This is a genomic window from Bacillus sp. AM1(2019), from assembly GCF_009906915.1.
Lineage (GTDB): Bacteria > Bacillota > Bacilli > Bacillales > Bacillaceae > Bacillus > Bacillus velezensis.
The window spans coordinates 2329913-2353566 of the sequence record NZ_CP047644.1 but is presented as its reverse complement, the minus strand read 5'-3'; the positions used below and the strand labels follow the sequence as shown (position 1 = coordinate 2353566).

Here is a 23654-nt window from a genome sequence, read left to right as displayed (position 1 = left end):
GCTTTTTTAAATCCGGGAAGTTGACTTTATCACGGCATTCCATTAGCCTGTAATTGATAGTGAAAAGGGAGGGGAACGGATATGGATTTACATACATATGAAAAAGAGTTTTTTGATCTGTTAAAAAGAGTATCCCACTATGTCGAAGCCATTGCGCTTATGCATTGGGACTTAAGAACGGGAGCCCCGAAAAAAGGCTCTGATGACCGGGCGGAAAGCATCGGACAGCTTTCGGCTGACGTTTTTCAAATCCAGACATCCGACCGGATGAAAGAGCTGATCGACATCCTTCTCGCGCATGCAGAAGAGCTGCCTGAAGATACAGTGAAAGCGGCGGAACTTGCGAAAAAAGATTATGATCATAATAAAAAAATTCCTGAAGATGAGTATAAAGAATATGTCATTTTAACATCGAAAGCTGAAACGGCTTGGGAGGATGCAAAGGCTGCCTCTGATTTCTCTATGTTTGCTCCGTACCTTGAGAAGCTGATTGATTTTAATAAGCGGTTTATTTCGTATTGGGGCTATGAAGATCATCCGTACAACGCATTGCTCGATATTTTCGAACCGGGTGTTACGGTAAAGGTGCTGGATCAGCTGTTTTCTGAATTGAAGGAAGCGATCATTCCGCTTATCAAAAAAGTGACGGAATCCGGCAATAAACCGGACACTTCCTTTATAACGAAAACGTTTCCGAAAGAACAACAAAGAGACCTCTCCTTGTATTTCTTAAAAGAGTTCGGGTATGATTTTGACGGCGGCCGCCTGGACGAGACGGTGCATCCGTTTGCGACGACAATCAACCGGGGCGATGTACGGGTGACGACCAGATATGACGAAAACGATTTCCGTACGGCAATTTTCGGAACGATTCATGAATGCGGGCATGCGATCTACGAGCAGAATATTGACGAAGCACTGAGCGGAACGAACTTATCTGACGGTGCATCCATGGGAATTCATGAATCCCAATCGTTATTTTATGAAAACTTTATCGCCAGAAATCAACATTTCTGGACCGCCTATTATGAAAAAATGGTTGAGGCTTCGCCTGATCAATTTCAAGATGTGAAAAGAGAAGATTTTGTACGCGCTGTCAACGAGGCGAAACCGACCTTTATCCGAATTGAAGCCGATGAGCTGACATATCCGCTTCATATTATTATCCGTTATGAAATTGAAAAAGCGATCTTCAGTAATGAAGTGACAGTGGAAGAACTGCCTGCATTGTGGAATCAAAAATATCATGATTATTTAGGCATTACACCGCCATCTGACGCAAAAGGCATTTTGCAGGACGTACATTGGGCGGGCGGCGATTTCGGCTATTTCCCTTCCTATGCGCTAGGATATATGTATGCGGCACAGCTGAAGCATACCATGCTTGACGATCTGCCTGAATTTGATCAATTAATAGAACGGGGCGACTTTGAGCCGATCAAACAATGGCTGACAGAAAAGGTTCATCAGCACGGAAGACGCAAAATGCCGCTTGACATCATAAAAGATGCAACGGGAGAAGAGCTGAACGTTCAATATCTCATTGAGTATCTCGTCGGCAAATATTCAAATTTATATTTATAAACGAAACGCCCGGTATACACCGGGTGTTTTTCTAAAAATTCTAAAAAGACGAATAATCGAAAACCAATTCTTTGTAAAAGTTCGGAAATATTCAAATTTCACTATGCAAAAGAAGTGTATCTTGTTATAATTTGATTAATATCATACGAACACTCATATAATCGCGTGGATATGGCACGCAAGTTTCTACCGGTCACCGTAAATGTCCGACTATGAGTGAGCAATGGAACGGCTTTATTCGGCCGTTGCGTGTAGATCATTCGGCATTGCTTGCTCTTTTTTTGGAGAGCGGGCAATGCTTTTTTTATTTTTTATAAGCGGGGGTAATCATTGTGGAAGCATTAAAACGAAAAATAGCAGAAGACGGAATTGTTCTTTCTGATCAAGTGCTGAAAGTGGATTCTTTTTTAAACCATCAAATTGATCCGGTTCTCATGCAGCAGATCGGCCGGGAATTTGCGCGCCGTTTTGAAAAAGACGAGATAACCAAAATCGTCACAATTGAATCTTCGGGCATTGCCCCTGCGGTGATGGCCGGCCTTGAACTCGGCGTTCCCGTCATCTTTGCGAGAAAAAGGAAGTCTCTCACATTAACGGATGATCTGCTGACGGCATCCGTCTATTCTTTCACGAAAAAAACAGAAAGTCAGATTGCAATCTCCGGAAATCATCTGTCGAAAGAAGACCGCGTGTTAATCATTGACGACTTTTTAGCGAACGGACAGGCGGCAGAAGGACTTTTATCCATCGTAAAACAAGCAGGCGCAGCGGTTTGCGGGATCGGAATCGTCATTGAAAAGTCATTTCAGCCGGGAAGAGATGAGCTGGTGAAAAAAGGATGCCGGGTCGAATCACTGGCGAGAATTCAATCGCTTGAAGACGGAAAAGTGACATTTGTACAGGAGGTCCGTTCATGAAAAACGGCTATGCCAAAACACTTTCCCTCGGTATCCAGCATGTGCTTGCCATGTATGCCGGCGCCGTCGTCGTTCCTTTAATTGTAGGAGCGGCATTGGGACTGAACGCAGAACAGCTGACATATCTCGTATCAATTGATATTTTTATGTGCGGGGCGGCTACGCTGCTTCAAGTATGGAGAAATAAATTTTTCGGTATCGGCTTGCCCGTTGTGCTCGGCTGTACGTTCACCGCGGTAGCGCCGATTATTTCCATCGGTAAGGAGTACGGGATTTCAGCCATTTACGGAAGCATTTTGGCATCGGGTCTGCTTGTCATTCTGCTGTCGTTTTTCTTCGGTAAGCTCGTATCGTTTTTCCCGCCTGTCGTAACCGGATCTGTCGTGACGATTATTGATCGAGTACGACATAAACCTAGTTATAGTACACCTTGATATTCAAATTCTTCGTACCATCTCCCAAATCCTCGACCGTATACGTTACATGACTAATGAGCATCTTTAGTATTAAGTTTATTTCAGAGTTAGACATCCCGTCAGTAGACTCAATCATTTCCTGCACTTTATGATGGCTCCATTTTTCTTTTTTTGTCTCAGCGCTAAGAGCATTTTGAAACTCAGTAGATGCAATTAATTCTGCTAAGTCATTTTCAGCTTTTTGAAGTGTTTCTTGTGAAATTTTCAGCTTTTCTTTGTACTCTGTTTTACTGATGTCTCCATCTAAGTACATTTCTTTTATGCGTTCTATTCTTCCTTTTGCCTTTTTAACAGCTTTCTCTCTTAAACCAATAAGCTGAGTTGTGTAAGAGTCATCGTTAACATCTTGCTCAGTGGGGGAGAAGAGAGATTCATTGTATTTTTTTATTTCCTTCATAATTGACTGGAACAGTACTTCTTCATGAATTCCTTTTGTTTCTTCGCATTCTTTTGTTCTTTCAGCAGATTTTCGTAAACACTTTCTAACGTGTTTTCTTCTGCCTTTGGGTTGTTCTATAGCTTGTGCTTTATGACAATAAGGACATCTAACAATACCAGAAAGCCTGTGGGTATTCATATTTAAACGTCTTCCAGCCACTTTATATGTTCTAAGTTTTTCTATTCTATTCAGGATTAGGGCATGTTCTTCATCGGTTTTCATGGTTTCATGATGACCTTTTGCAATTAATACTTCATCTAGATTTTTATTTTGAACAATACTGTTGTTGCTTTTGCTTTTCTTGTATTTACCAAACCATACATAACCCCTATGAAAATCGTTGGACAGAATCTCAGAAACAACTTCTCCGTACCAAATGGAACGGCCGGATGGGGAAGGGACTTTCAGTTCGTTTAACATCTCAGCAATTACTGTGCAAGAATATTCCTCTTCTAAGAACCATTTAATCATCATTCTATAGATTTTTTTCTTTTCCTCAACAACTACTGCAGCTTTGAGATTCTTGTCCCACTTATAACCGTATGGAACTGACCCTGAATGCAGTCTGCCTTCTCTTGTGGCATTTTTCTTTCCGTTAATCGTTCTCCGTTTTATTGCTCTATATTCACTTCGAGCAATTATTGATTCAAACTCAGAAAGCATTTCGTCGCCTTCGATTGATAAATCATAGGTTTTTTTTGGTGTAATAAACAATGTCCCACTTTGCTTAAATGCTTCAAGTATACGTCCGGAATCAATTTGTGACCCTCTAGAGAGTCTGTCCATTGCTACAGCACAAACTGCGTCAAACTCGCCATTTTCAATTCTGGGCAACAACATTGAGAACATTGGTCGTTCATCAATAGTCTCACCTGAGACAACTTCCTCAAACCACTGAACATTTTTAAAGTTCTCTCTTTTTATGAGATATTCTAGCTCATTTCTATGTTTGGCGAGCGTATCTTCTGAATCTCTGTCTTCTCTGGATTTTCTTGAATAAACTGCTATTCTTGAATTTTCGTGTAACGCCAAGTATTTCATCCTTTCTTCTTATTGTAAGTGTAGTTAGATTATATCATGCGTATTGGAATTTCTTTATAAAATCCTCATTTTAACGAAACATTTTAGATCAACTTGCTTATTCATCTAAATTAAAGTATCCTAATTGATGTATCATAGGGGTTTAATCAGCCACTATAGACCACAGAGTCCCTCGCACGCTCTGTGGTTTTTTGTTTAGATTGAATATACCCAAATGAAAAAAGAAGCCTCAGAGGGCTTCAAATTGATTAATTCTTCTCACATGCAAAGTTGTCATTATCGCGATCCATCTTAGATGTATAAGCAGGGTGAGTGCTTGGTACACCATGCGGATATTTCTTTCTCAGCTCTGTGCAGTTTGCAAAGTGTTCTGTTCCTCCAGTAGAAGGGGAGGCTTGTGTAGAGTTAGAAGAGCTACTTGATGCTGAACTGCTTGAATTTGAATTGCTAGGGTTCGATTTATGTGTCTCGGATTGGTGTGTTGTAACTGACTTTTGAGCCGGCTTAGATACACTTACTGATTTCTTCGGTTTCGTTGCGCAGCCATTAAATCCTTTATCAGTCACATACCCATTCTTACTCCAAATCTTCAAGTCTTTATCTTTCGCAGCTTGCTCATCTTTCTTATACGTGTCTAAATACTTCGTGTTTGGCTCATATACATAAGCTACTCGTGCTAATCCTTCTTTAAGCAGTGTTTCTTGTACTGATTTGCCATCTGCATAAACGTAAGCCAGCATTCTGCCATACTTGTCTGTACGATCTCCTTTATCAAACTCCAGTTGAAGTTTTCCCTTGTTAACCAGCTGTTTGTTTCTTGCTGAAGCATCCTCACCATATGGTTGCACACAAGAGTTTGGCTTTTTAGTCTCAGGTGTGTCAACAAGCAAATAACGAACTGTTTTGACTTCGCCTTTATAGTTAACTTTAATCGTGTCTCCATCAACCGTTCTGTTAAGTGTTACATCGACTAGCTTTTTCTTACTGTCAGATGGCTTTTTATTCGATGAATCCTTCTTTGAAGCATTTTCGGCTTTTTCATTGTTGTCATTATTGCTTTTGTCGTTTGATTGCGTGTCTGCCTTTGTCTCTTTTGCATCCTTTTCTTCTTGCTGCGTTGTTTTAGCTTTATCTGAATCTATTTTATCTGTAGAAGCAGAATCAGATCCACACGCAGCCAAAGAAAAGCTTAGAGATAATGCGCCAATACCTAATAACCATTTCTTCAATGTAATTCCCCCAAATTGTTTGTTCTGTCTCTATATCGGACAAACCTTCCTAATTATAATTATAAAACCAAAGATTGTAAATTTAATTTTAGGTAAACATCTGATTTTGAAAATCGAAGAACCTAAAACTATGGTAAAATTTAGATAAGATTAAGTGGAAAGGAGACAGATATGAAAGTATTTGAAGCATCCTCGTTAATCTCAGCAGCGGAGAAACGAGCAAAAGAATATGATCAGGTTAGAGAACAATTTATCAATCTCAGAAAAGCGTTTCAGGGAATGGCTGACTTAGACGACAGTGAGTTTTCAGGCAAAGGCGCAGACAACATTAAAGCATTCTTTCAAGATCACGCCGGTGTCACAGACAGCTGGCTTGATCTGATCGATATGAAAATTGCGTTTCTTAACAGTATTTCAGGAAAAGTAGCTGATGCCGGATTGGTCGATTCGTTTGTGGAAGAGTCATTTTTAGAACATGAGTTGATTCATGCGAAGAATAAGTCAAAAGCCATCATGCAAGAGCAGCGGAATGAAATGAGGGATATTCTTAATGAGATAAGTGATATTGTTCATCTTGATGTTTTCTCTACAGAGGATGTCGATCAAAAGCTGGATTCAGCAGACAAGAAACGGGACAATACCATACACAAGCTCGGAAAGCTCGATCACGGTCTAACGAAAGAATACGCAGAAACCGAGGCAAATGAACATTTCATTCAGGCAGATTTTCAACAGCTCCAAAATGCCACGGGTAAGGGAAAAAATGCAACACCACTTCACTATAACGCCAAGGCGTACAGAGAAAGTGACATACATAAGAAAAAAGGCGAGATTGCAAGACACTCAGACACATATTTAACGTTTAAGAAGGAAGAAGCGAAAGAGCGGGAAATCAAGGATTTGAAGAAAAAGCTCGCCGATGGAGTAACTGATCCGGATGAATACTTAGAGATTGCGAAGAAGATCGGTTACGAGAACCTTGAACCTTCCCAGCAGCAATATGTCATTCAGCTTGAACAAGCAAAACAGCTGGAAGAAGCCGGAGAAGTGACTTGGGATATTTTGAAAGGAGCTGGCGTTGGTTTATATGATGTCGGGAAAGACACGGTAACCGGTTTATGGCAGCTGATCAGTAAGCCTGATGAAGTTGTTGAAGGTATCATAGGGGCAGTTGGTCATCCAATTAACACGTATAATGCCATTTCAACAGCTACTGAGGAATCGTATCAAAAAGATATGGTGAACGGAGATGCTTACTCCAGATCAAGATGGGTGACATATGCGATAGGTACGGTAGTTACCTCTGTAGTAGGCACAAAGGGAGCCGGTTCTCTTACAAAAGCTGACGTAGCAGGAAAAGTCACCTCTAAAGTCAGTAAAGCAGGCCAAAAACTGAAAGATGTCTCAATTGCTGATTTATTGCCTTATAATCCACGTTACGATGTTGTTCCAGCTGGAGGAGTTCCTTATAATGTAGTTAACGGTGAGAATTTAAAGGATCGTCTGCTTCAGTTAATAAAGTCCGCCAATCCTAGAACAAGGTTGCCTAGAAATCATGGGAGATGGGAAGGGACTCCTGGTAACGGTAAATGGCACTCAGATAGACCTGACGTTAATGCAGTTACTAAAGGAGAGCCCGTCACTTTTATAGATGGCAGACCGATTTTTACACCATGGAGCAAAGGGACGATTAAGTTTAAATCAGGAGAACTGAAAGGTACTAAAAAGGATTTCCCAGCAGTTTATAAACGTATTCAAAAAATGAAAGGCTTTAAAACCCAAAAAGAAGCTGAAAAATGGCTGAAAGAAATAGTTAGATTAACACCGCATCATTTAGACAATAACACCATCCAATTAATCCCTATGGATTTACATGGTAATATACCTCACGTAGGTTCGGCATCTGATTTAAGAGGAGGATTTTAATGGGTATACAGGCAATCAAGAAAAAAATGAGTGAATTTTATTTAGATATAAGACTTGATAAGAACATAAATTCTCATCAAGTCCTTAAAAAGTTTGAGGACGAAAATTCTTTCGACATAACAGATGAATATAAAGAGTTTCTCAATTTATACGGGGAATGCTGGATAGAGGAAGATAATGTGTTTTTCCCTGTTTTAGAGGACAATCCACTAGCAGATAACGGTAATCTCCGGTTGGGATATTTCTACGGTCTTAATAACAATGATGCTAATATTATCAAATTAAAAGAGGATCTTTCAGAACAAATGCCGGACTGGATTATACCGATTGCTGATGGTGACGGAGGAGATCAAATTTGTCTTGGTGTGAAAGGAGAAGCAACAGGAAAAGTTTATTTTTGGGATCATGAATTGACAAATGGAATAAAAGACACATTTTTGGTCGCAAATTCTTTCTCTGACTTCATTCAAAGTCTGTTTATTGAAGAGACAACAGATGAGGACGATGAAGACGATGGTATTTTATCTATTGAGCTAGATGATGATTTATTAAACAGTTAAGCAAAAGTATTGCAATTGCATGATGTAGCAGCATAAGTGTCCTTAGGCTAAGTGAAAGTGGTTTAATCCATAAAGCAATAGTATTGCAAATACCATTTTTATGTGGTTATAATTAGTGTAGATGATACAGTTATATAATTATTTTTTGCATTTGATTTGTGGAAATGCATAAAATAAAAAGACCAGGGTGTTGGTAGCACCCCGGCTCTGTACAAAAAGCTGCCCATCAAAGGGCTTGCTCAGCAGTTGTTCATGATAGACCTAACCCTTCAGGTTTCCAGGCTCAAGGGAGGTCTATTTTTTATTTATATACGTCAACAGGGCGATTATAAACGACCCGAATGCAAGCATTAACATTAATGCCTGAAATGTTGACATAAGCATCACCCCCTTTCGTAGGGGATGAGCAAGACTCCCTTGAGTGAGCATGCTTTAATGTACAGGAATCATTATACACTAATTCCAAATATATGTCTGTGATTATCGGAGCCTTATTGCCAATAGACAAGTTATAATGTAGTACTTTTCTTTTTGGAATTTGTGTTATAAGATATATTAAGATTTTCAACAAGAGAGGAAATTTATCATGAAGAAAGAAATTTTGCTAATTCATAATGGCTCAAGCATTACATATGCAGACCCACATGAAGCTGCTAGGAGTTATGCTAAAGCTGTCATTGATGGGGTAAATCCGAATGAAATAGAACTATATACTGACATTGCCGTAAATCTTAAAGACCAAGCTAAACTGATGAAACGATTTAACCAGGAACTATCTAAGATTGTAAATACAAGAATTCCTATGATTGAAAAAAACAAAAAAGAGCTAAGCAATGAAATGGAAAATTCACATCAAATTTATATTGGAATTTCAAAAGAAAGTATAAAAAGAAAAAGGATCAGAAAGACCAAAATAAGCAGAGCATGACTAAAGGAGAATCTGGCGTTGGAATTTACTTTAGCTAAACAGGTTTTAAAGTTTTCATTAACAAGTGGCAAAAGGGCAGAAATAAATGTTCCACCAGTGCTCAATAAACAAGACATTAAGATATTAAAAAGCCAATTAAGTGTTATGGAGATGCAAACAAAAATATCTAATGAAGATATAAAAAGAAAAAGGATTAGAAAAACGAAAATAAGCAGGCTATAAAAAACAGCCCTTCATTTGCGTGATCCGAAAGGAAAACAATGCTTCATGCCGTGAAAATAAATTACTATGTCCCCCCTTACAAGCATACATTGTGATATGTAAGGGGGGATTTTTCTTGCCTAGATACCGGAGAGCTCTTCGCAAGAGAGGGCCTTTGCCTTTTCGATATGTGCTGCTTCTGTCGTTTGCTTTTTTTATCATATCGACGGTCATCAGCCTTTGGATGATCAACTCCTCAATCAAACCGGTGCTGATGAACATAGGAGAAATGGAAACCAAACGGGTGGCGACAGAGGTCATTACGGAATCCATTGAAGAATACATGTCTCACAGCGACAATGTGAAAGATATGGTCGATATGAAAACGGATGAAAACGGAAAAGTCACAACGATGGATTTTAATACACAAATGGTCAACAGCATGAAGGCGAAAGTGACAAAGCAGCTTCAGGCTCATTTGAAGGAAGCGGAGTCGAACAATAAGCAGCATGAAACGGAGAAAGGCGCGAAAACGGCCGATGAAATTATGATTAACATCCCTTTAGGGCAGGTCACGGGAAACAGCATTCTTGGAAATCTTGGGCCGAAAATCCCCGTGCGCTTTAACCTGATCGGTGATGCGTTAACTGATGTGAAAACAAAAATAAAGCCGTACGGCATTAACAATGCCCTGATCGATATCAGTATTTTTGTGGAAATTAAGGTAAAGGTTATTATCCCGTTTGCCAGTAAAACATCAGTCGTGACAAATAATATTCCGGTCTCCATTAAAGCGATTCAAGGAGAGGTGCCGCAGTTTTATAACGGAAGCGGCGGGTCAGGTGTGACGCCTTCCATTCAGCTACCGAATGAAAAACAAGAGAAATCCGGAGCCGATAAAGACAAATAAAGACACACAGCTGCCAGAAAATAATGCGGCTGTGTGTTTACTTTTTTCTGCGGATTTCTTTTCGCTCCCATGCCTATTGGAGAGAATTCAATGTCTCGACTAGAGCAACTCATAAAGCTTAGTGATTGCTTGCTGAATAGTCATTTCCAACAATTGCATCGAACTATTGTTCTTATTTATATTGAATAAAGAACGTTTGTTCTGTTAATATTAGATCGATAAAGGAGTGATTCAAAATGCTTAGAGATCGAGGAGCAATCAAATGGACTTCCATGATGCTTCCAGAACATTTAACGCAACTAAAACAGGACTTGTTGGATGTTTCGAAAATGGAGAAGCCATCTTTAGATGAACAACAAATTGAGGAGATTGACATCTTGGTTTCTGAAGCAATGGCACTGAATAAAGAACTAAAGTTTAAGCTCTTTAAAGAAGGAGTTGCCGAGGATTTAATCGGTACAGTTCAATATCTAAATTACGAACAACACAAATTACATGTAAAAGATCATCACGATCAAACCGTATACATCACCATGAATGACATCATAGGAGTTGCTTACAATGATTGATTACTCACAGTTTCCACGTAAAAATATACTTTGTGTAGATATGAAATCCTTTTATGCTTCGGTTTCAGCTGTAACAATGGGATTGAATCCAATGACATGCTATCTCGCTGTAGTCGGAAACACGGATAGACAGGGAAGTGTTGTCTTAGCAGCGTCTCCTGCACTTAAAAAAGATTATGGAATTAAGACTGGCTCCCGGTTATTTGAGATTCCAGATGATCCGAGAATTCACATAGTTAATCCGCAAATGAAACTTTTCATCAGAGTTTCAACTGAAATCACTAAATTGTTTTACAGGTTCGTTCCTGAAACATGTGTACACACGTACTCAATTGATGAATCTTTTTTAGATGCAGGAAAAGAAAATCCTGAAGTCATGGCAGAGGCAATTCAGAGCAGTATGAAGAGAGAGTTTGGCTTAGTTTGTACTGTTGGTATTGGTGACAATATGCTGCTGAGTAAATTAGCCCTTGATTTAGAGAGCAAGAAAACAAAGACTGGGATCGCACGATGGAGGTACGAAGATGTTCCAAATAAGCTCTGGAGTGTTCATCCGTTATCTGAAATGTGGGGAATAGGAGGGAGGATGGAGAGGAATTTAAACCGGATGGGGATTTCAACTGTTGGCCAATTAGCTAAATATCCATTAGAGCTGCTTGAAAAGCGCTTCGGCATTATGGGAAATCAGCTTTATTATCATGCACATGGAATCGACCTTTCTGAAATTGGAGCTCCTTTGATGCAAGGGCAAATAAGCTACGGGAAAAGTCAGATCTTACTTAGAGACTATACGAAGAAAGAGGATATCAAGGCAGTTCTCTTGGAGATTTGTGAAGAGGTTGCACGAAGAGCACGAACACATAATAAAGTAGGGCGTACGATCAGCTTAGGAATCGGTTACAGTAAAGATGAGTTCGGCGGTGGCTTTCATAGAGCTAAAACAATTGATTTACCTACAAATATCACAATGGATATTTATCGATATTGCTTGATATTGTTTGATAAGTTCTATACAGGAAAAACAGTGAGAAGCATTTCAGTTACTTTATCTAATATTGAAGACGATGTGAATCAACAATTGAGCCTGTTTGAAAAAGATAATGAGAAGAGAAGAAAGCTTGGATTTGTTATGGACGGGATAAGAAACAAATACGGATCTAAAGCGATCTTACGAGCTGTTTCTTATACACCTGGAGGCACAGCTTTGCATAGAGCAGGTTTGACGGGTGGACATAAATCATGAGAACAGAGAGCAACTCCCTCTGTTCTCCTTACAAAGTCATTAGTTTTTTACGTTTCGGCTCTTTCAGCAACCTTGAACGTATCATTTTGTTGTTGGAGATAGGAAGCACCCACTGTTCCGGCAACGCCGAATAATAGAACTGCACAGATAAATAGTTTAGTTTTCATATTGCTTCTCCCCTTTTGATTTGTCTTCTTGCTTCATTTGCCAAACGATAAAATTCAACTGCACCCCAAGCATCCTGTTTTCCAGTGAGAAAATCTGCTACAGAGACACCATAGCTTTCCATGTCAGGGTATATACTTCTTTCTTTGAAGAACTCGAATGTTTTCCTAACTAAGTCTAAATCATAGTCCAAGAAAAGTCCTTTAACCATTTTTAACTTTTCAAGTACCATTTCATTGTTATGCCGTTCAGCCAACTGTTTGGCCTGTTCATAAAATTTTTTTGCGTTTTCAATGTCATTTTGCCTTCCCTTTAAGAAGGAGATAACAAATAATGTTTTAGCAGCGTAATCATGATTTTCCGGCTCAATGATTTGAAGTGACTTATTAAAGTGAAAAAATGCTTTATCAAGTTCTTCCATTTGATTATAACATAATCCAATATTAAACAGTGCTGAACGCATCAAATGTCCACGATTCTTTTCACTTTTGTTTAGCTCTACTGCTTCCTGATACGCTTTGTATGCTTGCTTTAAAGCTTCATCAAACTTCATACTGTCCAATAAATTACCAAATATGACGAATTGACAGCGTACCTTTTGTACCCCGTATGTAGGGCTCCCGTCAATAGCAGGTTGCTTTTTAAATATATCGTAAGCCCTCATGGCATAATTCATTGAAAAATAAGTCTGTTTCATGTGGTAATACACTTCTGACAATTTAAAATAAAATTCAGCTTTTTCAACTTCAACATCTTCGCTCTCAATTGAATCCAAATATCTCTCAGCTTGTCTATAGTGATTAAGGGAGAATGCCAACTCCTTTTGTCTAAAATAGAACATGCCCATGAAAAAATAATAGTAATATTCGAGCATTCCTGTTAAGTTTTCATGGCCTTCATATGCTTTTAACTCACCATAATTTTTCTCAATGTTTTTTATAGCGTTAGGATACATATATGCCAACATTAGCTTATGTCTAAACTCAAGTAGGGAGTAGTATAGTAAAACATCTTGGTTTTCTTCCATAATTTTTATTTCCTGCATAACTTCTTTACGCATTTCTTCTGCTCTACCGACCCAATTCTTTTTAATAGCCACATACCAATGATTCATCTTTGTTGCTACTAAATCATAAGGAATGACCTTTTCGTTCTCCAAGTCCTAAACCCCTTTCAAATCCATTTTATTATATAGTTGCATTGGAGGAAAGAAATGTAAAGGGAATTTGAGTGAAAATTAAAAACAAATCAATAATTCGATTATGAACGAAACGAAAAAAATACCCTCCTCGTTAGAGAAGGGTATATGATCAGTTTGCTGTTGCTTTTAGAGAAGCAAGCCACTCATCTAATGTTCCAGAGAAACCTTGTTGAACGGCTAATTCATATGCTGATTTTCCATCTTTACCGGCAGCACCAGTAGCTCCTTTAGCACCGGTTGCACCAGTATCACCTTTGTCTCCCTTAGCGCCAGTAGCTCCAGTGTTGCCTTTTTCACCTTTTAGTGAAGCTAACCATTCCTCTACAGTTCCTGAAAAACCATTGTCCACTGCAATATCATAAGCAGACTTCCCAGTGACAATTGAGACATTAACCATCGGATTGAAGAAACTCATTTATGCGCCCCCAAAAAATTATATGTTATCCCTGACTCAGAAATTTTGAAGCTTGTGATAGGTGAATCGTGAGCGTCCATTTGAAAGCCTTGTCCAGCTCTTAAATAGATAGGATTTCCACCATTGATTGATACGTGGCATTCCTGATCATTCGAAAAGCTGAATTTATAGAAAGAATATTTAATCGTCCAGGTTGCAGGTGGGGAAGGGATCACTTCATGGTTAGATTCTGACTTCTCAAGCATTGGACTCCCGATATATCCAGATCCTATTTGCATGACCAACAATCATTCCTTTCTTAATTAAAAATGAAAAAAAGGGGAGATGAGCTCCCCTGAGTTATTTTGGTTCTGTGTATTCCATTGCTTGATCACTATCTGAGATACCTGTAGTGGTTGGATCCACCACAATTCCCATGGCAGTTAAAAATGTCAACAGCGCATTAAATTTCTCAGTGAGATCATCACTAAACACAGAAATATCGTATCCAAAAGCTGATGCAATTGCTTGTGCGAATAAAAGAGTTGCGGAGAAGATTGCAACCAGGAATGTTTTCTTTTTAAGTCTTACTTTCCAGTTAATTTTAGTCATGAAATTCGCTCCTGTTCATTTTATTTAAGCCCAAAATGTATGAGTAACCAGGCTGCGACAATAGTCGCAATTACACTGGGCAGTACCTTAAACACAAGGTCTTTAGTAAACTGAGAGGGATCAATTTTGCGAGTAGAATCAGAGCGTTCCAATATTTCAACTCGATTGTCCAGTTTTTCATATGATTTACTCAGATTTTTTAAACTGTTGCTCATTTCGTTCAGAGTGCTGAACTGTTCTCTCGATTGTGCTTGAGAATCCTTATTAATTTCGACTTGCTGCTCAACAAGCGTAGCAATACGACCAATAACATTTGTTCTTTCTTCAAGAGAGTCAATTTTGTTATCAGTGTGCTTAGCTTTTTCTTCAAGTGCACTTAATCTTGAAATGGTGCTTTGCTCAAAGTTATCCATTTGTCACCAACCTTTGATAAAATAGAAAGGTGACATTACATCACCTCCTAAAATAAGAGGATAATCATTGATATATCTCGATCAACAATCATCCTCAAAGATATTTAAATATATTTAGATTTTTGACCCAAATTGTCCTGAGATGTAGCCGCGTTTACCTTTGTAGATAACTTCCCAGTAACCCTTAGCATTGTTTGACCCTTTCACTGAGCCAGAAATGCTGAGTGTGTCACCTAGCTTCACAGTGCCGAGATTCTTCGCTTTGTTTTTATCGGGTCTGTCCATAACGATTGCAGCGCTTTGTACACCGACAATTTTAATTTTGCCTACAGATTTGATACCACTGCTTTTAGGCTTAGAAGTGGATTTAGGCTTTGGGGTTGATTGTCCAAGTTCAGCATCACTTTTAATGTATTTCACATTTACGTAACCGCTGTATGTAGCACCTTTAGAGTTTGTATATTTGATATATCCCCAACCATTTTGAGTTGATCCTTTTTGGTATTGGACAGTGGAGCCTTTAGGAAGAGCGAGTACAATAGAGGAGTTTGCATTGCGTTGGGTTCTCACATTAAGACTGTCAGCGATAACTGTGTTTTTAACATAAGAACCATTTGTTTTAACAACGTTTGTTGGCTTTGAAGATGAGGAAGAAGTATTTCCGTCCAGTGCTTTCAATTCAGCAGCAATAGCAGCTTTAACAGCATTCCAACGACCTTCATCAAGAACTCGATGCGGGCAGTACTTGCCAGACCAGTCTTGATGCTTTTTAACTCGATCCACACCCCAGCCACGTTCTTTAAGGAGTTGTGCAATAAACTTAATAGCCAACGCTTCAGCTTTTCTGTAGCGCTCTCCACCTGATTTGGAGTAGCAAACCTCTACACCAATAGAAGTACGGTTTCCTGAATTCGCACCTGATCCATCACCAGTGTGCCATGCGTTTCGATTTGTAGGTAAACCTTGGACGACCTCTTCATCATCAACGGCGAAGTGATAAGAAACTTCATTGTTGTTGCCGATCATGTAGCGAATTTCAGCGTCTGCAGATGCATCATTGGCTGTGTTATGAAATGTAATATAAGAGGCTGATAACGTATACGGACACTTAATAGAGTATTTGCTGGTTGAGACAAGATTTTCTCTTACTTGAATAGCCATATTAAACATCTCTCCTAAAAATTAAATTTGAGCACAAAAAAGAGAGAAGGGGCAAATCCCAATCTCTCTTTATCTCACGTATGCTCTTGTTATCTCTGTTTTTGAATGCTGTAAATTAAATAAAATTTATATTTTAACTAGAACATAACCACCTCCTTTAGTTTCGAGGGATTACTTAATTAAGCAGATAGCAATACCATAGCCAAGCTTGTCTGAATATGGGGTTACAATCTCCATAGCCTTCCAAGAGTAAAACCTGTCTTCTGTTTTTGTGCCGATTCCATAATTGCCTTCAATCCGATCTCCAACAGAAACGGTGTTGTCCACTTTCACATAAACCTGTCCAAGCAATCCTACTATATTCCATTCAGGGCGTTCTTCACGAGGGACGTAATCTATTTTTTCAATCCACTCAGGGTTTACTTTAGGCAGTTTCTTAACATCACCGGTTTCTGGGTTGACCACATCTTCATATATGTATCCACCGAATTCATTCTTTAAATATCTACCTTGCCAGTGAATATCAGCTCCGCCTAAAATAGTCCCTGCAGTTTCGGAAATTACTCCGTGTACATCTTCACCTTTTCTCGCCGGGCGAATTTTAGCTCCTTCAAGAGTGACAATTGTTCCTGTTGGTATTGCTTTTCCGTCTAGGCTTTCAAAATACTCAGCGTAATCACTGAAAGTGGCTCCGCCATTCATCTTGCCGGTAGATGTTATGTCTCCGTTCCAGGAGTTTAGCATCCATTTGATATTCGCTCTGGACGGGGTAGAACCATATCCACCAACCACCATATAGCGATCATTTGCACCGAGTTTGACTCCTCCCGAAGATAAGATAGTTCGTGAGACATTGTCGCCTTCAATGTGGGATTCGTTTGAAGACATGACTGTGCTACGCGAACCGCTAACGGAACTTGCTCCGGAAGAGGAAAATACTCCTGTTCTAACCCCAGTTGCTTTTGCTCCACCAGTGGTCCCTATAACAGCAGAAGCTTCACCTGATACTTCAGGTTGTCCAGTAGACGCTGCTATTAAGCCGGTGCTAGATTTGGGTGCTCCAGAAGAGGTTGCAATCCTTGTTCCGCCTTTTATATTATTTGGTACAAAAGTGTAATCAACTCCTGCAATTCTGGCAGCCTTTTTGTATTTTTCCACTGAAATTCCCATAAGGCTTACCTGAGAATTAGAACAATATACACCAATACTGTCAGCTTTCCCATCACCTATTAAACTTGCATTAATAAGCTTTACATTTTCTGTGCCACTGCCAATACGCACGCCGATTCTCGCCGATTCAAAACAATTCACATTTGAAATATTTACATTATCTGATTTTTGATCCCCACCATATACATAAATGTCAGCTCCAGATGTTTTGAAGTTAGAAATAGAAAGATTGTTTAAATTGATGTTTCTTGATTTAAATTGTGTAGCGATTGCGGGATTTCCTTTGTAATCATAAAAAGGGTCTCCAATTGCGTTAAAGTTTGAAATGTTGACATTTCTGTAAGCTGAGATTACTAGTGCTCGTGGGCTCAACTCTTTATAAAGGTCACTAAAAATTGGGGACTTCGCAGTACAGTTAACAACATTAATGTCGAATGCACTAGTGGAAATTTTATCAGAAGCACGATGAAAGCCGATGTGTCTAAAATCAAATGCACGAATGTCATTCTCTGAGTAGCAGTTGATTAAATTAACGTTTCTTGCTGCAGGCGCTCTATTGTGGGCTTTAACTTCAAAACCTCTGCAGTTTTTTTGACTGTTGCAGTTCACCAGCCATACGTTTCTAGAACCGTCGTCGATTTCAAAACCATTTGAATTTGACGAGCCTTTGTCATGAGCAGACCCATTGGCATTGTATGCGTGACAATTAGTGAAGTAGATGTATTCAGAATAGTGAGTTGTGAAGCCATCGTCACCGAAATTAGTTGCAGTACAGTTTTCAATCCAAACATATTTACTGCCCTTCGGTTGATAATAATCAGCGCCATCTGAAGAAGTGTTCCAAATAGGAGAGCTTACATCAAAACCATGAAGACCGGGATTTCGGGCATTGACGTTTCTAACCCGAACAAATTTAGAGTTAACAATACCCACACAGTTTGCATTTGTCCCGTTTGTGATGGTGTTATCCTTTTTGTCTAAATTCCAATCGAGGTCTAAGTCTTCAATTAAGATATATTCGTTTCCGTTAGTATAGTCACTGTTGGTAAGAACGCAAGATGTTCCAGCAGCTGTAGGATGAAGTTTGATAATAGACCCTGATCCAACACCATAGAGTCTGACATAAGAGGGAATATGCAATCCTTGAACCATATAAATACCTGCAGGAACAAAAACTTCTCGCTTCCCACTTGCAAAGGCAGCTTTAAAAGCTTCAGTGTCATCAGTGACACCGTCACCCTTAGCTCCAAAATCCTGAACATTGACACTTCGTCTGATAAATTCATTTAGGACTTTATCAACAATTGTTGCACCGGATGCAGGGATTTTTGAAATGTCTCCAATAGTGTTTGTGATATCTGTTAAGCCAGAATCGACTGTACTTATTACGTTTTTAATATCCTTAGAAGCTTTATCAAAAGCCTCTTGAATATCGTCTGCAGTATATCTAATATTATTTGATTTTAACCCGATAGCATCAATGGGTATCCATTGCTCTGTTTCTTCGTCCATATAACCCATTGTGTTTACAGGAATTAAATTGTCGTTCAATATATACTCCTCCTTATCCTTTTCTAATCCAAACCATACTTCCGTCAGGGGGTTCTACAGAAGGTTTTATCCTCATCTTTTTGGGAGCATTGTTCGTTCTCAACCATACTGACCTGATGTTGTAAGGCTCTACATAGCTAGAAACAATGTTGAAACCATCATACTTATCTGAGACGCTAATATTTATCCAGTCAAAACCATCCCATCGATATTCAATGCCTGTTTCTTTTACAGTGACAGTCCAACCAATTTGAGGGGAAGGATAAGTGCTTAATAAATCCTGATAGGTGTACACAAACGGCAAGTAAATCTTCCTAGTGTTCTCAACTACATACTCATAATCTGATGTTGCTTGTCTGCACCAATTTGTTATTTCAACACATCGCTTGGTGACACGTTCACATTCAGCAATACGTTCGTTGATACGAATAATGGCATCTTCAGCATCATCAATTAAGCCTTGAAGTGTTTCAATAACCATATTTCCTTGCCGTTTAATCCAAATTCTTGAGGCAGGGAAGAAGGATGCACCTTCTCCTTGATATGTAAAAGTAAGTGATTTGCCTTCATTTGAACCATTGAAAAAGACAACTCCCATAAGGTAATCAACCTTAAAGTAGTTGTCTTCTAATTCACCATCTTCAATTTCTCGCCATTCTTTACTGTCACCACTAACCTCGACTCTGTACTCACGGTTAGGTACTTCTGTAAGTAAGACTCGACCATTGTAAACAGTTAAAGTTTCACTATAACTTAAATAAGGATCATCGATTGAACCCTTCCTTTTTTGAGAAAGGGTGGGATCATTATAGAGCTGAGGAAAATCCAAACTAATTTCACCGTCCTTTCCTATTGTGTAATTGATTTGAGCAATTCTTCTAAGTGTGCGACTCTCTCTTCTAAACTCTGCAGTCTGCCCTTAGTACCGCCTAGTGTTTGTCCTCTGATAATGGATTCAGCTTTCTTACCAATTACATTGTACACAGACTTCTCATCTGAAATTGCATATACAGAATATCCTTGCCACCAATCTTGAGCTTGAAAAACTCTAACCCAAGCTTCAAACCAATTCGCCTGAATTGATTCATTGTATTCACCTAGGTCACCGAATGCGTTATAGGGCTGTTCAGGAGAGTTACTGTAAGGTGGGATGCCAAGTTCACCAAAGAAGATCGGCTTATTCCATTTATCGTAAAATGCTTTGATTTCCTTGAATATATTCTGTTCTCGTCCATATAACGGTACGCTATAAATAGCATCAATTAACTGATCGACAGATGGATTTCGATTATCAGTCAATTCAAAATAAGCGGCAATAGCAATAATATCGACTAGTCCGAATAGAAGATTGTTCAGCTTTTTATTATACGCGGCAATCGTTTCGGGAGCCCAATTAGCGGTCACCCAATAATTTGTCCGGTAGAGTATCTTGCCTGAGAATAAACTCCTAAGGCCTGTAATAACTGTTTTCCACTTTTCTGTTGAATCTTCCATGTGAACTAAGTTTGAAGCAATGTATAAACCGTCTAATTTAAATTGCTCGCATTTTTTGGCGAAGTCTTGAAGGATGTTGTTCCATGCTGCGAACCATTGGTCTAGATCAGAAGGAATCCAATCTGTTTCTGATATCGTTCCGTTTGCGATGAAGGGGTATGGTTCTAATATAATGTTGTATCCATCGTTTTTGAGTTTAGGGATCATATCCCACGCTTCGTTATAAGTGTAGTCCACAACAGTTGGATTTGAATCTGAAGCATCTACTGCATTAATAAGGATAGGAATAGTGATTGTATTTAAGTTTAAAACAGTTGAGTCATAACTGACATCGGCATAATACTTACGACCAAATGCAGAAACATTTCCGCCTTTCCATTTCAGGGGATTGACCAAAAGGTTATTGAGCTCAATGTTTTGGACACGACTATCATAGTCAGAGAGTTTAGTGTCAACTTGTGCTGCTGTGGTTTCAACTAATTCAGCAGTTTTTTGATCACTGGAAACCCATTTTTCTCCGTCGTAAGATGAAACAACACCGGTAACCGTATTAGTCCATAAATCGTTTGCCTCAGGCTCTGCAGGTTCAATTGAGGAGACAGTGTATTTCGAGCCATTAAGCTTACCTTTGACTTCTACAGTAGATGAAGGGAGGTAGGGATTTTCGTTTGGATGAAGAGATTTTACGATGTCAGATCCAATGAATTGAGTTATCTCTATATCTGCATCAACTCTTCGATAGGCTTGAATACCAATTGTGTAGTACATATTGGAGGGGAGTCCTGTAAATGTAGCAGCTCGTTTGTCATACTTTACATTCTTCAGGTCTTCACTTGCCATCTTTGAGCCGAAAACATATTCTTCATTTTTATTGCTTCCATGGAGATATATTTCAAAACCATCAATATTGTATTGATCTTCGTCTGATTCAACATAGTCCCATTGGAAAGTCACATCAACAGAACCATCATCATTGGTCGTATGTGAAATAGCAGTTCCGTCCTTTGCAATAATAGGGGAGGCTGGTTTAACAGCAATTCTGTCATTGCGTAGGTTGAAATTTTCAGTGACCTTATCGTACTCAATTTTTCTTTTGTTTGTCTCAGTGCTAATTTTATTTGTTCGATAAACTGTTTTCAGCATGTTCTCAAAATCTGATGAAGCGCGTTTACCGTTTGAAACTGTAACGCTCAAGTTAGACTGTTCAAAATCAATCGAAATAGCTGTTATTGTTGCTTTTACATCGGTATAGAAGCTTTTCTGTTGTACTCTTACGATGTCTCCAAGAGAAAACCTGTCCCAGTTATGTTTTTCACTAATACAATTGAAAAAGTTCACTAAGCCTAATGCCAGATTAACAGCTGGTGCATTTCGGTTCTCAAGTTCTTCGTTTGCAGCGTCATATAATTCATTCTCATCAAAGATACTGTCATTAGACCACTCAGCAAAACTAATGTATTTTGAAAGTTCTTTCTGAAGATCAGTATTAAAGTTCTTTTCAAAAGACAGTTTATCTTTAAGGGCGGTAATCTGTGTTGAAATTTGTGTAATAGAAGCTTGTATTGCTTTAATTTCTTCTTTTTTTGATTCAACTTCTTTTGATTTAGCATCTCTTTGCTTTATTAGATCAGTAGTATCATCGCCGGCTTTACTTGCAACTGTAATCCTGTCCAATATCTTTTGGAAATCAAGCTGCAACGTATATAGGTCATTATTCGATGATGTTTCTTTTTCCTCGGCTTTCTTTTTCTCATCTAAAAGCTTGTAGAAAGAGCTGCCTTCTTTATTAACCAGGTCATTGTAATCTAAAATTGCATGACAAAGAGTATCAGACATGTAATTGCTTCTTTGAATTACATTTCGCTCCTGATCACGCTGGAAAGGGTAGAGGAAGTACGAAAAATCGTCTATGTATGATTGTCCGGTTGGATTTACGGAGTTGATGCTTAATCCATCTTTGCCTGTAGCATAAATCCTTGTAACGACATCATCCATATCCTCAATGTCATCCAGAGAAATCATATATTGGGCAGGGCTTATATTGAGACCCTTGTATTTAGACACATCAGATTCTTTGTAAAAATCAACAGTACAGTCAATTGTATTAAAAACAGGAACTGCTTCGAATTTCTCACAAATCGAATACATAAAATCAAGCTTGTTTGAAGAAGAAATATCAAACTGTCTGTATTTTAAATTGAAGAGGGGATCAATAAAACCGATAGACCATTCAGTATTTTTTAGGCAGTCGGTAGCGACCTCTTTAAGATTTTTCGAAGTTTCTTCATACTTAATGACACCTTGCTTAGAAAGTACATATTGAAGTGATTTGCATTCAACCTGGATAGTGTCCATATCATTGCTGTATGATTTGGTTTTCTTGACTACTGTAAACCAGATTGTAAGTCCATAAAATTCTGATTTTATTAAGTACCAAGGCCTCAATAGATCAACAACATGATTCCGTTTATTTACACCATCGTAAGTAGCAGTTAAAGGGATTGAGAATGTTAATTCGTGTACATTGCTACCGTGATTGAGCGTTACCATAGGGTTGATTACTTCATCAATATTTGCGATCTTTGTTTTATTTGGTTTGGCTAGGGAAAGACGAATATCTTTAATTTCCGTATCTTTACGAATTGTAATCAAATGTCTAACCCCTCCTATAAATACTTGTATCTAAATGAAAATCTTAATTTGCATTTCCCTGTAACCTTTAATCTGTTCCTTCCAAAGCCTAACCTCAAGTACTGGTCATTAAAATCATCATAGCGTTCATTCCCATAAAGATTAGAATCAATGATTTCTTTTTCACCGTTTATTTTTAAGAGTTCCTTATCTTTCAAGTTGCTGAATACGAATGGTTCAGAGAAATCACTGAGATTTTCGATTTTTATGTCACCATCACCAATTTTCAATATTTCTAAAGAGGGGAAGATGTTTACATCGCCTTTATTATGCAACTCAACAATTTCAGTACCAGAGGATATATCACATGCATGAGTGATTGCATTTCGACTGTAAGCGTAAGGGGAGTTGCATTTCATAGTTAACCGGACGTATCCATTACGAGCGGCATTATGAACTAAATCAGCTGTATCTACAGGCATTGCATAATAAACGATATCAAGGTTTTGACTAAAAGCAAAAGGCTTGTAATCTTCTACACTTAACCAACGTTTAATTGCTCGTACATTCTTTTCATCAAAGTGATCACCGAGATAAAAATTCAATGGGAATTGCTTAGGCTCCTGTTTAACACCTTCAGTGAAGGGTTCAGGCCGACCCTTTACATAAGTCTCATTAACTGTTCTTGAGCCTAAAAATGGTTCTTCAACCAAGCCTGAATCAGTGTTAACATTTGTGACGCCATAGTCACTTGATTTTTCGTCATTAAATAAAAAATAGAGGCTTTCTCTAATCAATTTTTATCACCTCAAAAATAAGAAGAGCCAGCATATTTACTG

The 23654-nt window shown here is 38.6% G+C and carries 21 protein-coding genes, 1 pseudogene and 1 riboswitch; of the genes and pseudogenes, 10 read left to right on the top strand and 12 right to left on the bottom strand.

Features of this window, described 5'->3' with window-relative positions; all coding sequences use genetic code 11:
* Positions 1-81 precede the first annotated feature (81 nt).
* From GNE05_RS11565 to GNE05_RS11555, 3 genes and pseudogenes are all read left to right on the top strand, one after another.
* Positions 82-1584, top strand: a complete 1503-nt coding sequence (locus tag GNE05_RS11565) for a carboxypeptidase M32 (protein WP_061862313.1) — start codon at positions 82-84, stop codon at positions 1582-1584.
* Positions 1585-1717: 133 nt separating this feature from the next.
* Positions 1718-1817: riboswitch (purine riboswitch) on the top strand.
* Positions 1818-1916: 99 nt separating this feature from the next.
* Entirely contained in the window at positions 1917-2501 is a 585-nt protein-coding gene (gene xpt, locus GNE05_RS11560; protein ID WP_003153553.1) for a xanthine phosphoribosyltransferase, read from the top strand.
* Positions 2498-2896: pseudogene (locus tag GNE05_RS11555) on the top strand (solute carrier family 23 protein); the annotation flags it as partial. The gene xpt and the pseudogene GNE05_RS11555, both read left to right, overlap by 4 nt.
* A 19-nt stretch (positions 2897-2915) precedes the next feature.
* On the opposite strand, the gene GNE05_RS11550 reads toward GNE05_RS11555, so the two are convergent.
* A complete protein-coding gene (locus GNE05_RS11550) occupies positions 2916-4457 on the bottom strand; it encodes a recombinase family protein (RefSeq protein ID WP_160182830.1) in 1542 nt (513 codons plus the stop codon).
* Between the two features lie 248 nt (positions 4458-4705).
* Positions 4706-5686: a thermonuclease family protein gene (locus GNE05_RS11545; RefSeq protein WP_160182829.1), complete on the bottom strand. Its 981-nt coding sequence runs from the start codon at positions 5684-5686 to the stop codon at positions 4706-4708.
* A gap of 171 nt (positions 5687-5857) precedes the next feature.
* Between GNE05_RS11545 and GNE05_RS11540 the strand changes: the two genes are divergently transcribed.
* Together GNE05_RS11540 and GNE05_RS11535 are read left to right on the top strand one after the other, a co-directional pair.
* Positions 5858-7612, top strand: coding sequence for a T7SS effector LXG polymorphic toxin (locus GNE05_RS11540; RefSeq protein ID WP_160182828.1), 1755 nt, complete (start codon positions 5858-5860; stop codon positions 7610-7612).
* A complete protein-coding gene (locus GNE05_RS11535) occupies positions 7612-8172 on the top strand; it encodes an SMI1/KNR4 family protein (RefSeq protein WP_038458787.1) in 561 nt (186 codons plus the stop codon). Before GNE05_RS11540 ends, GNE05_RS11535 begins: the two co-directional genes overlap by 1 nt.
* A gap of 294 nt (positions 8173-8466) precedes the next feature.
* Here the strand turns inward: GNE05_RS11535 and GNE05_RS11530 are convergent, their stop codons facing one another.
* Complete coding sequence (locus GNE05_RS11530; RefSeq protein ID WP_076982784.1) at positions 8467-8556, bottom strand: putative holin-like toxin; 90 nt, start codon at positions 8554-8556, stop codon at positions 8467-8469.
* Positions 8557-8758: 202 nt separating this feature from the next.
* Between GNE05_RS11530 and GNE05_RS11525 the strand changes: the two genes are divergently transcribed.
* From GNE05_RS11525 to GNE05_RS11505, 5 genes are all read left to right on the top strand, one after another.
* Entirely contained in the window at positions 8759-9100 is a 342-nt protein-coding gene (locus tag GNE05_RS11525; protein WP_160182827.1) for a hypothetical protein, read from the top strand.
* Between the two features lie 18 nt (positions 9101-9118).
* Positions 9119-9322: a hypothetical protein gene (locus tag GNE05_RS11520; RefSeq protein WP_160182826.1), complete on the top strand. Its 204-nt coding sequence runs from the start codon at positions 9119-9121 to the stop codon at positions 9320-9322.
* A 115-nt stretch (positions 9323-9437) separates the two neighbouring features.
* Positions 9438-10211 (top strand): sporulation protein YunB, encoded by a 774-nt coding sequence (yunB, locus tag GNE05_RS11515; protein WP_160182825.1) that lies wholly within the window; start codon positions 9438-9440, stop codon positions 10209-10211.
* A gap of 236 nt (positions 10212-10447) precedes the next feature.
* A complete protein-coding gene (locus GNE05_RS11510; protein WP_064778347.1) occupies positions 10448-10780 on the top strand; it encodes a YolD-like family protein in 333 nt (110 codons plus the stop codon).
* Entirely contained in the window at positions 10773-12023 is a 1251-nt protein-coding gene (locus GNE05_RS11505; RefSeq protein WP_160182824.1) for a Y-family DNA polymerase, read from the top strand. Before GNE05_RS11510 ends, GNE05_RS11505 begins: the two co-directional genes overlap by 8 nt.
* A 163-nt stretch (positions 12024-12186) precedes the next feature.
* On the opposite strand, the gene GNE05_RS11500 is transcribed toward GNE05_RS11505, so the two are convergent.
* From GNE05_RS11500 to GNE05_RS11460, 9 genes are all read right to left on the bottom strand, one after another.
* Positions 12187-13347, bottom strand: coding sequence for a response regulator aspartate phosphatase (locus GNE05_RS11500; protein WP_069013027.1), 1161 nt, complete (start codon positions 13345-13347; stop codon positions 12187-12189).
* A gap of 151 nt (positions 13348-13498) precedes the next feature.
* The gene (locus tag GNE05_RS11495) at positions 13499-13804 is read right to left on the bottom strand and encodes a hypothetical protein (protein WP_223609776.1); all 306 of its coding nucleotides are present in this window, start codon (positions 13802-13804) and stop codon (positions 13499-13501) included.
* 339 nt (positions 13805-14143) lie between these two features.
* The gene (locus tag GNE05_RS11490; protein ID WP_014417851.1) at positions 14144-14395 is read right to left on the bottom strand and encodes a phage holin; all 252 of its coding nucleotides are present in this window, start codon (positions 14393-14395) and stop codon (positions 14144-14146) included.
* 20 nt (positions 14396-14415) lie between these two features.
* Complete coding sequence (locus tag GNE05_RS11485) at positions 14416-14808, bottom strand: hypothetical protein (RefSeq protein WP_014417852.1); 393 nt, start codon at positions 14806-14808, stop codon at positions 14416-14418.
* Positions 14809-14922: 114 nt separating this feature from the next.
* Positions 14923-15969, bottom strand: coding sequence for an N-acetylmuramoyl-L-alanine amidase (locus GNE05_RS11480; RefSeq protein ID WP_053574313.1), 1047 nt, complete (start codon positions 15967-15969; stop codon positions 14923-14925).
* Positions 15970-16140: 171 nt separating this feature from the next.
* Positions 16141-18690, bottom strand: a complete 2550-nt coding sequence (locus GNE05_RS11475; RefSeq protein WP_160182823.1) for a peptidase G2 autoproteolytic cleavage domain-containing protein — start codon at positions 18688-18690, stop codon at positions 16141-16143.
* A gap of 13 nt (positions 18691-18703) precedes the next feature.
* Positions 18704-19519, bottom strand: coding sequence for a hypothetical protein (locus GNE05_RS11470; protein WP_020954192.1), 816 nt, complete (start codon positions 19517-19519; stop codon positions 18704-18706).
* A 20-nt stretch (positions 19520-19539) separates the two neighbouring features.
* Positions 19540-22836, bottom strand: a complete 3297-nt coding sequence (locus GNE05_RS11465; RefSeq protein WP_236654836.1) for a DUF7359 domain-containing protein — start codon at positions 22834-22836, stop codon at positions 19540-19542.
* 14 nt (positions 22837-22850) lie between these two features.
* The gene (locus GNE05_RS11460) at positions 22851-23612 is read right to left on the bottom strand and encodes a phage tail domain-containing protein (protein ID WP_160182822.1); all 762 of its coding nucleotides are present in this window, start codon (positions 23610-23612) and stop codon (positions 22851-22853) included.
* Positions 23613-23654 lie beyond the last annotated feature (42 nt).

Coding starts and splice junctions, on each gene's coding strand:
- GNE05_RS11480 (WP_053574313.1), bottom strand. CDS start 15,969: ATGGCTATTCAAGTAAGAGAAAATCTTGTCTCAACCAGCAAATACTCT.
- GNE05_RS11565 (WP_061862313.1), top strand. CDS start 82: ATGGATTTACATACATATGAAAAAGAGTTTTTTGATCTGTTAAAAAGA.
- GNE05_RS11525 (WP_160182827.1), top strand. CDS start 8,759: ATGAAGAAAGAAATTTTGCTAATTCATAATGGCTCAAGCATTACATAT.
- GNE05_RS11540 (WP_160182828.1), top strand. CDS start 5,858: ATGAAAGTATTTGAAGCATCCTCGTTAATCTCAGCAGCGGAGAAACGA.
- GNE05_RS11550 (WP_160182830.1), bottom strand. CDS start 4,457: ATGAAATACTTGGCGTTACACGAAAATTCAAGAATAGCAGTTTATTCA.
- GNE05_RS11530 (WP_076982784.1), bottom strand. CDS start 8,556: ATGCTTATGTCAACATTTCAGGCATTAATGTTAATGCTTGCATTCGGG.
- GNE05_RS11505 (WP_160182824.1), top strand. CDS start 10,773: ATGATTGATTACTCACAGTTTCCACGTAAAAATATACTTTGTGTAGAT.
- GNE05_RS11535 (WP_038458787.1), top strand. CDS start 7,612: ATGGGTATACAGGCAATCAAGAAAAAAATGAGTGAATTTTATTTAGAT.
- GNE05_RS11495 (WP_223609776.1), bottom strand. CDS start 13,804: ATGAGTTTCTTCAATCCGATGGTTAATGTCTCAATTGTCACTGGGAAG.
- GNE05_RS11510 (WP_064778347.1), top strand. CDS start 10,448: ATGCTTAGAGATCGAGGAGCAATCAAATGGACTTCCATGATGCTTCCA.
- GNE05_RS11485 (WP_014417852.1), bottom strand. CDS start 14,808: ATGGATAACTTTGAGCAAAGCACCATTTCAAGATTAAGTGCACTTGAA.
- GNE05_RS11490 (WP_014417851.1), bottom strand. CDS start 14,395: ATGACTAAAATTAACTGGAAAGTAAGACTTAAAAAGAAAACATTCCTG.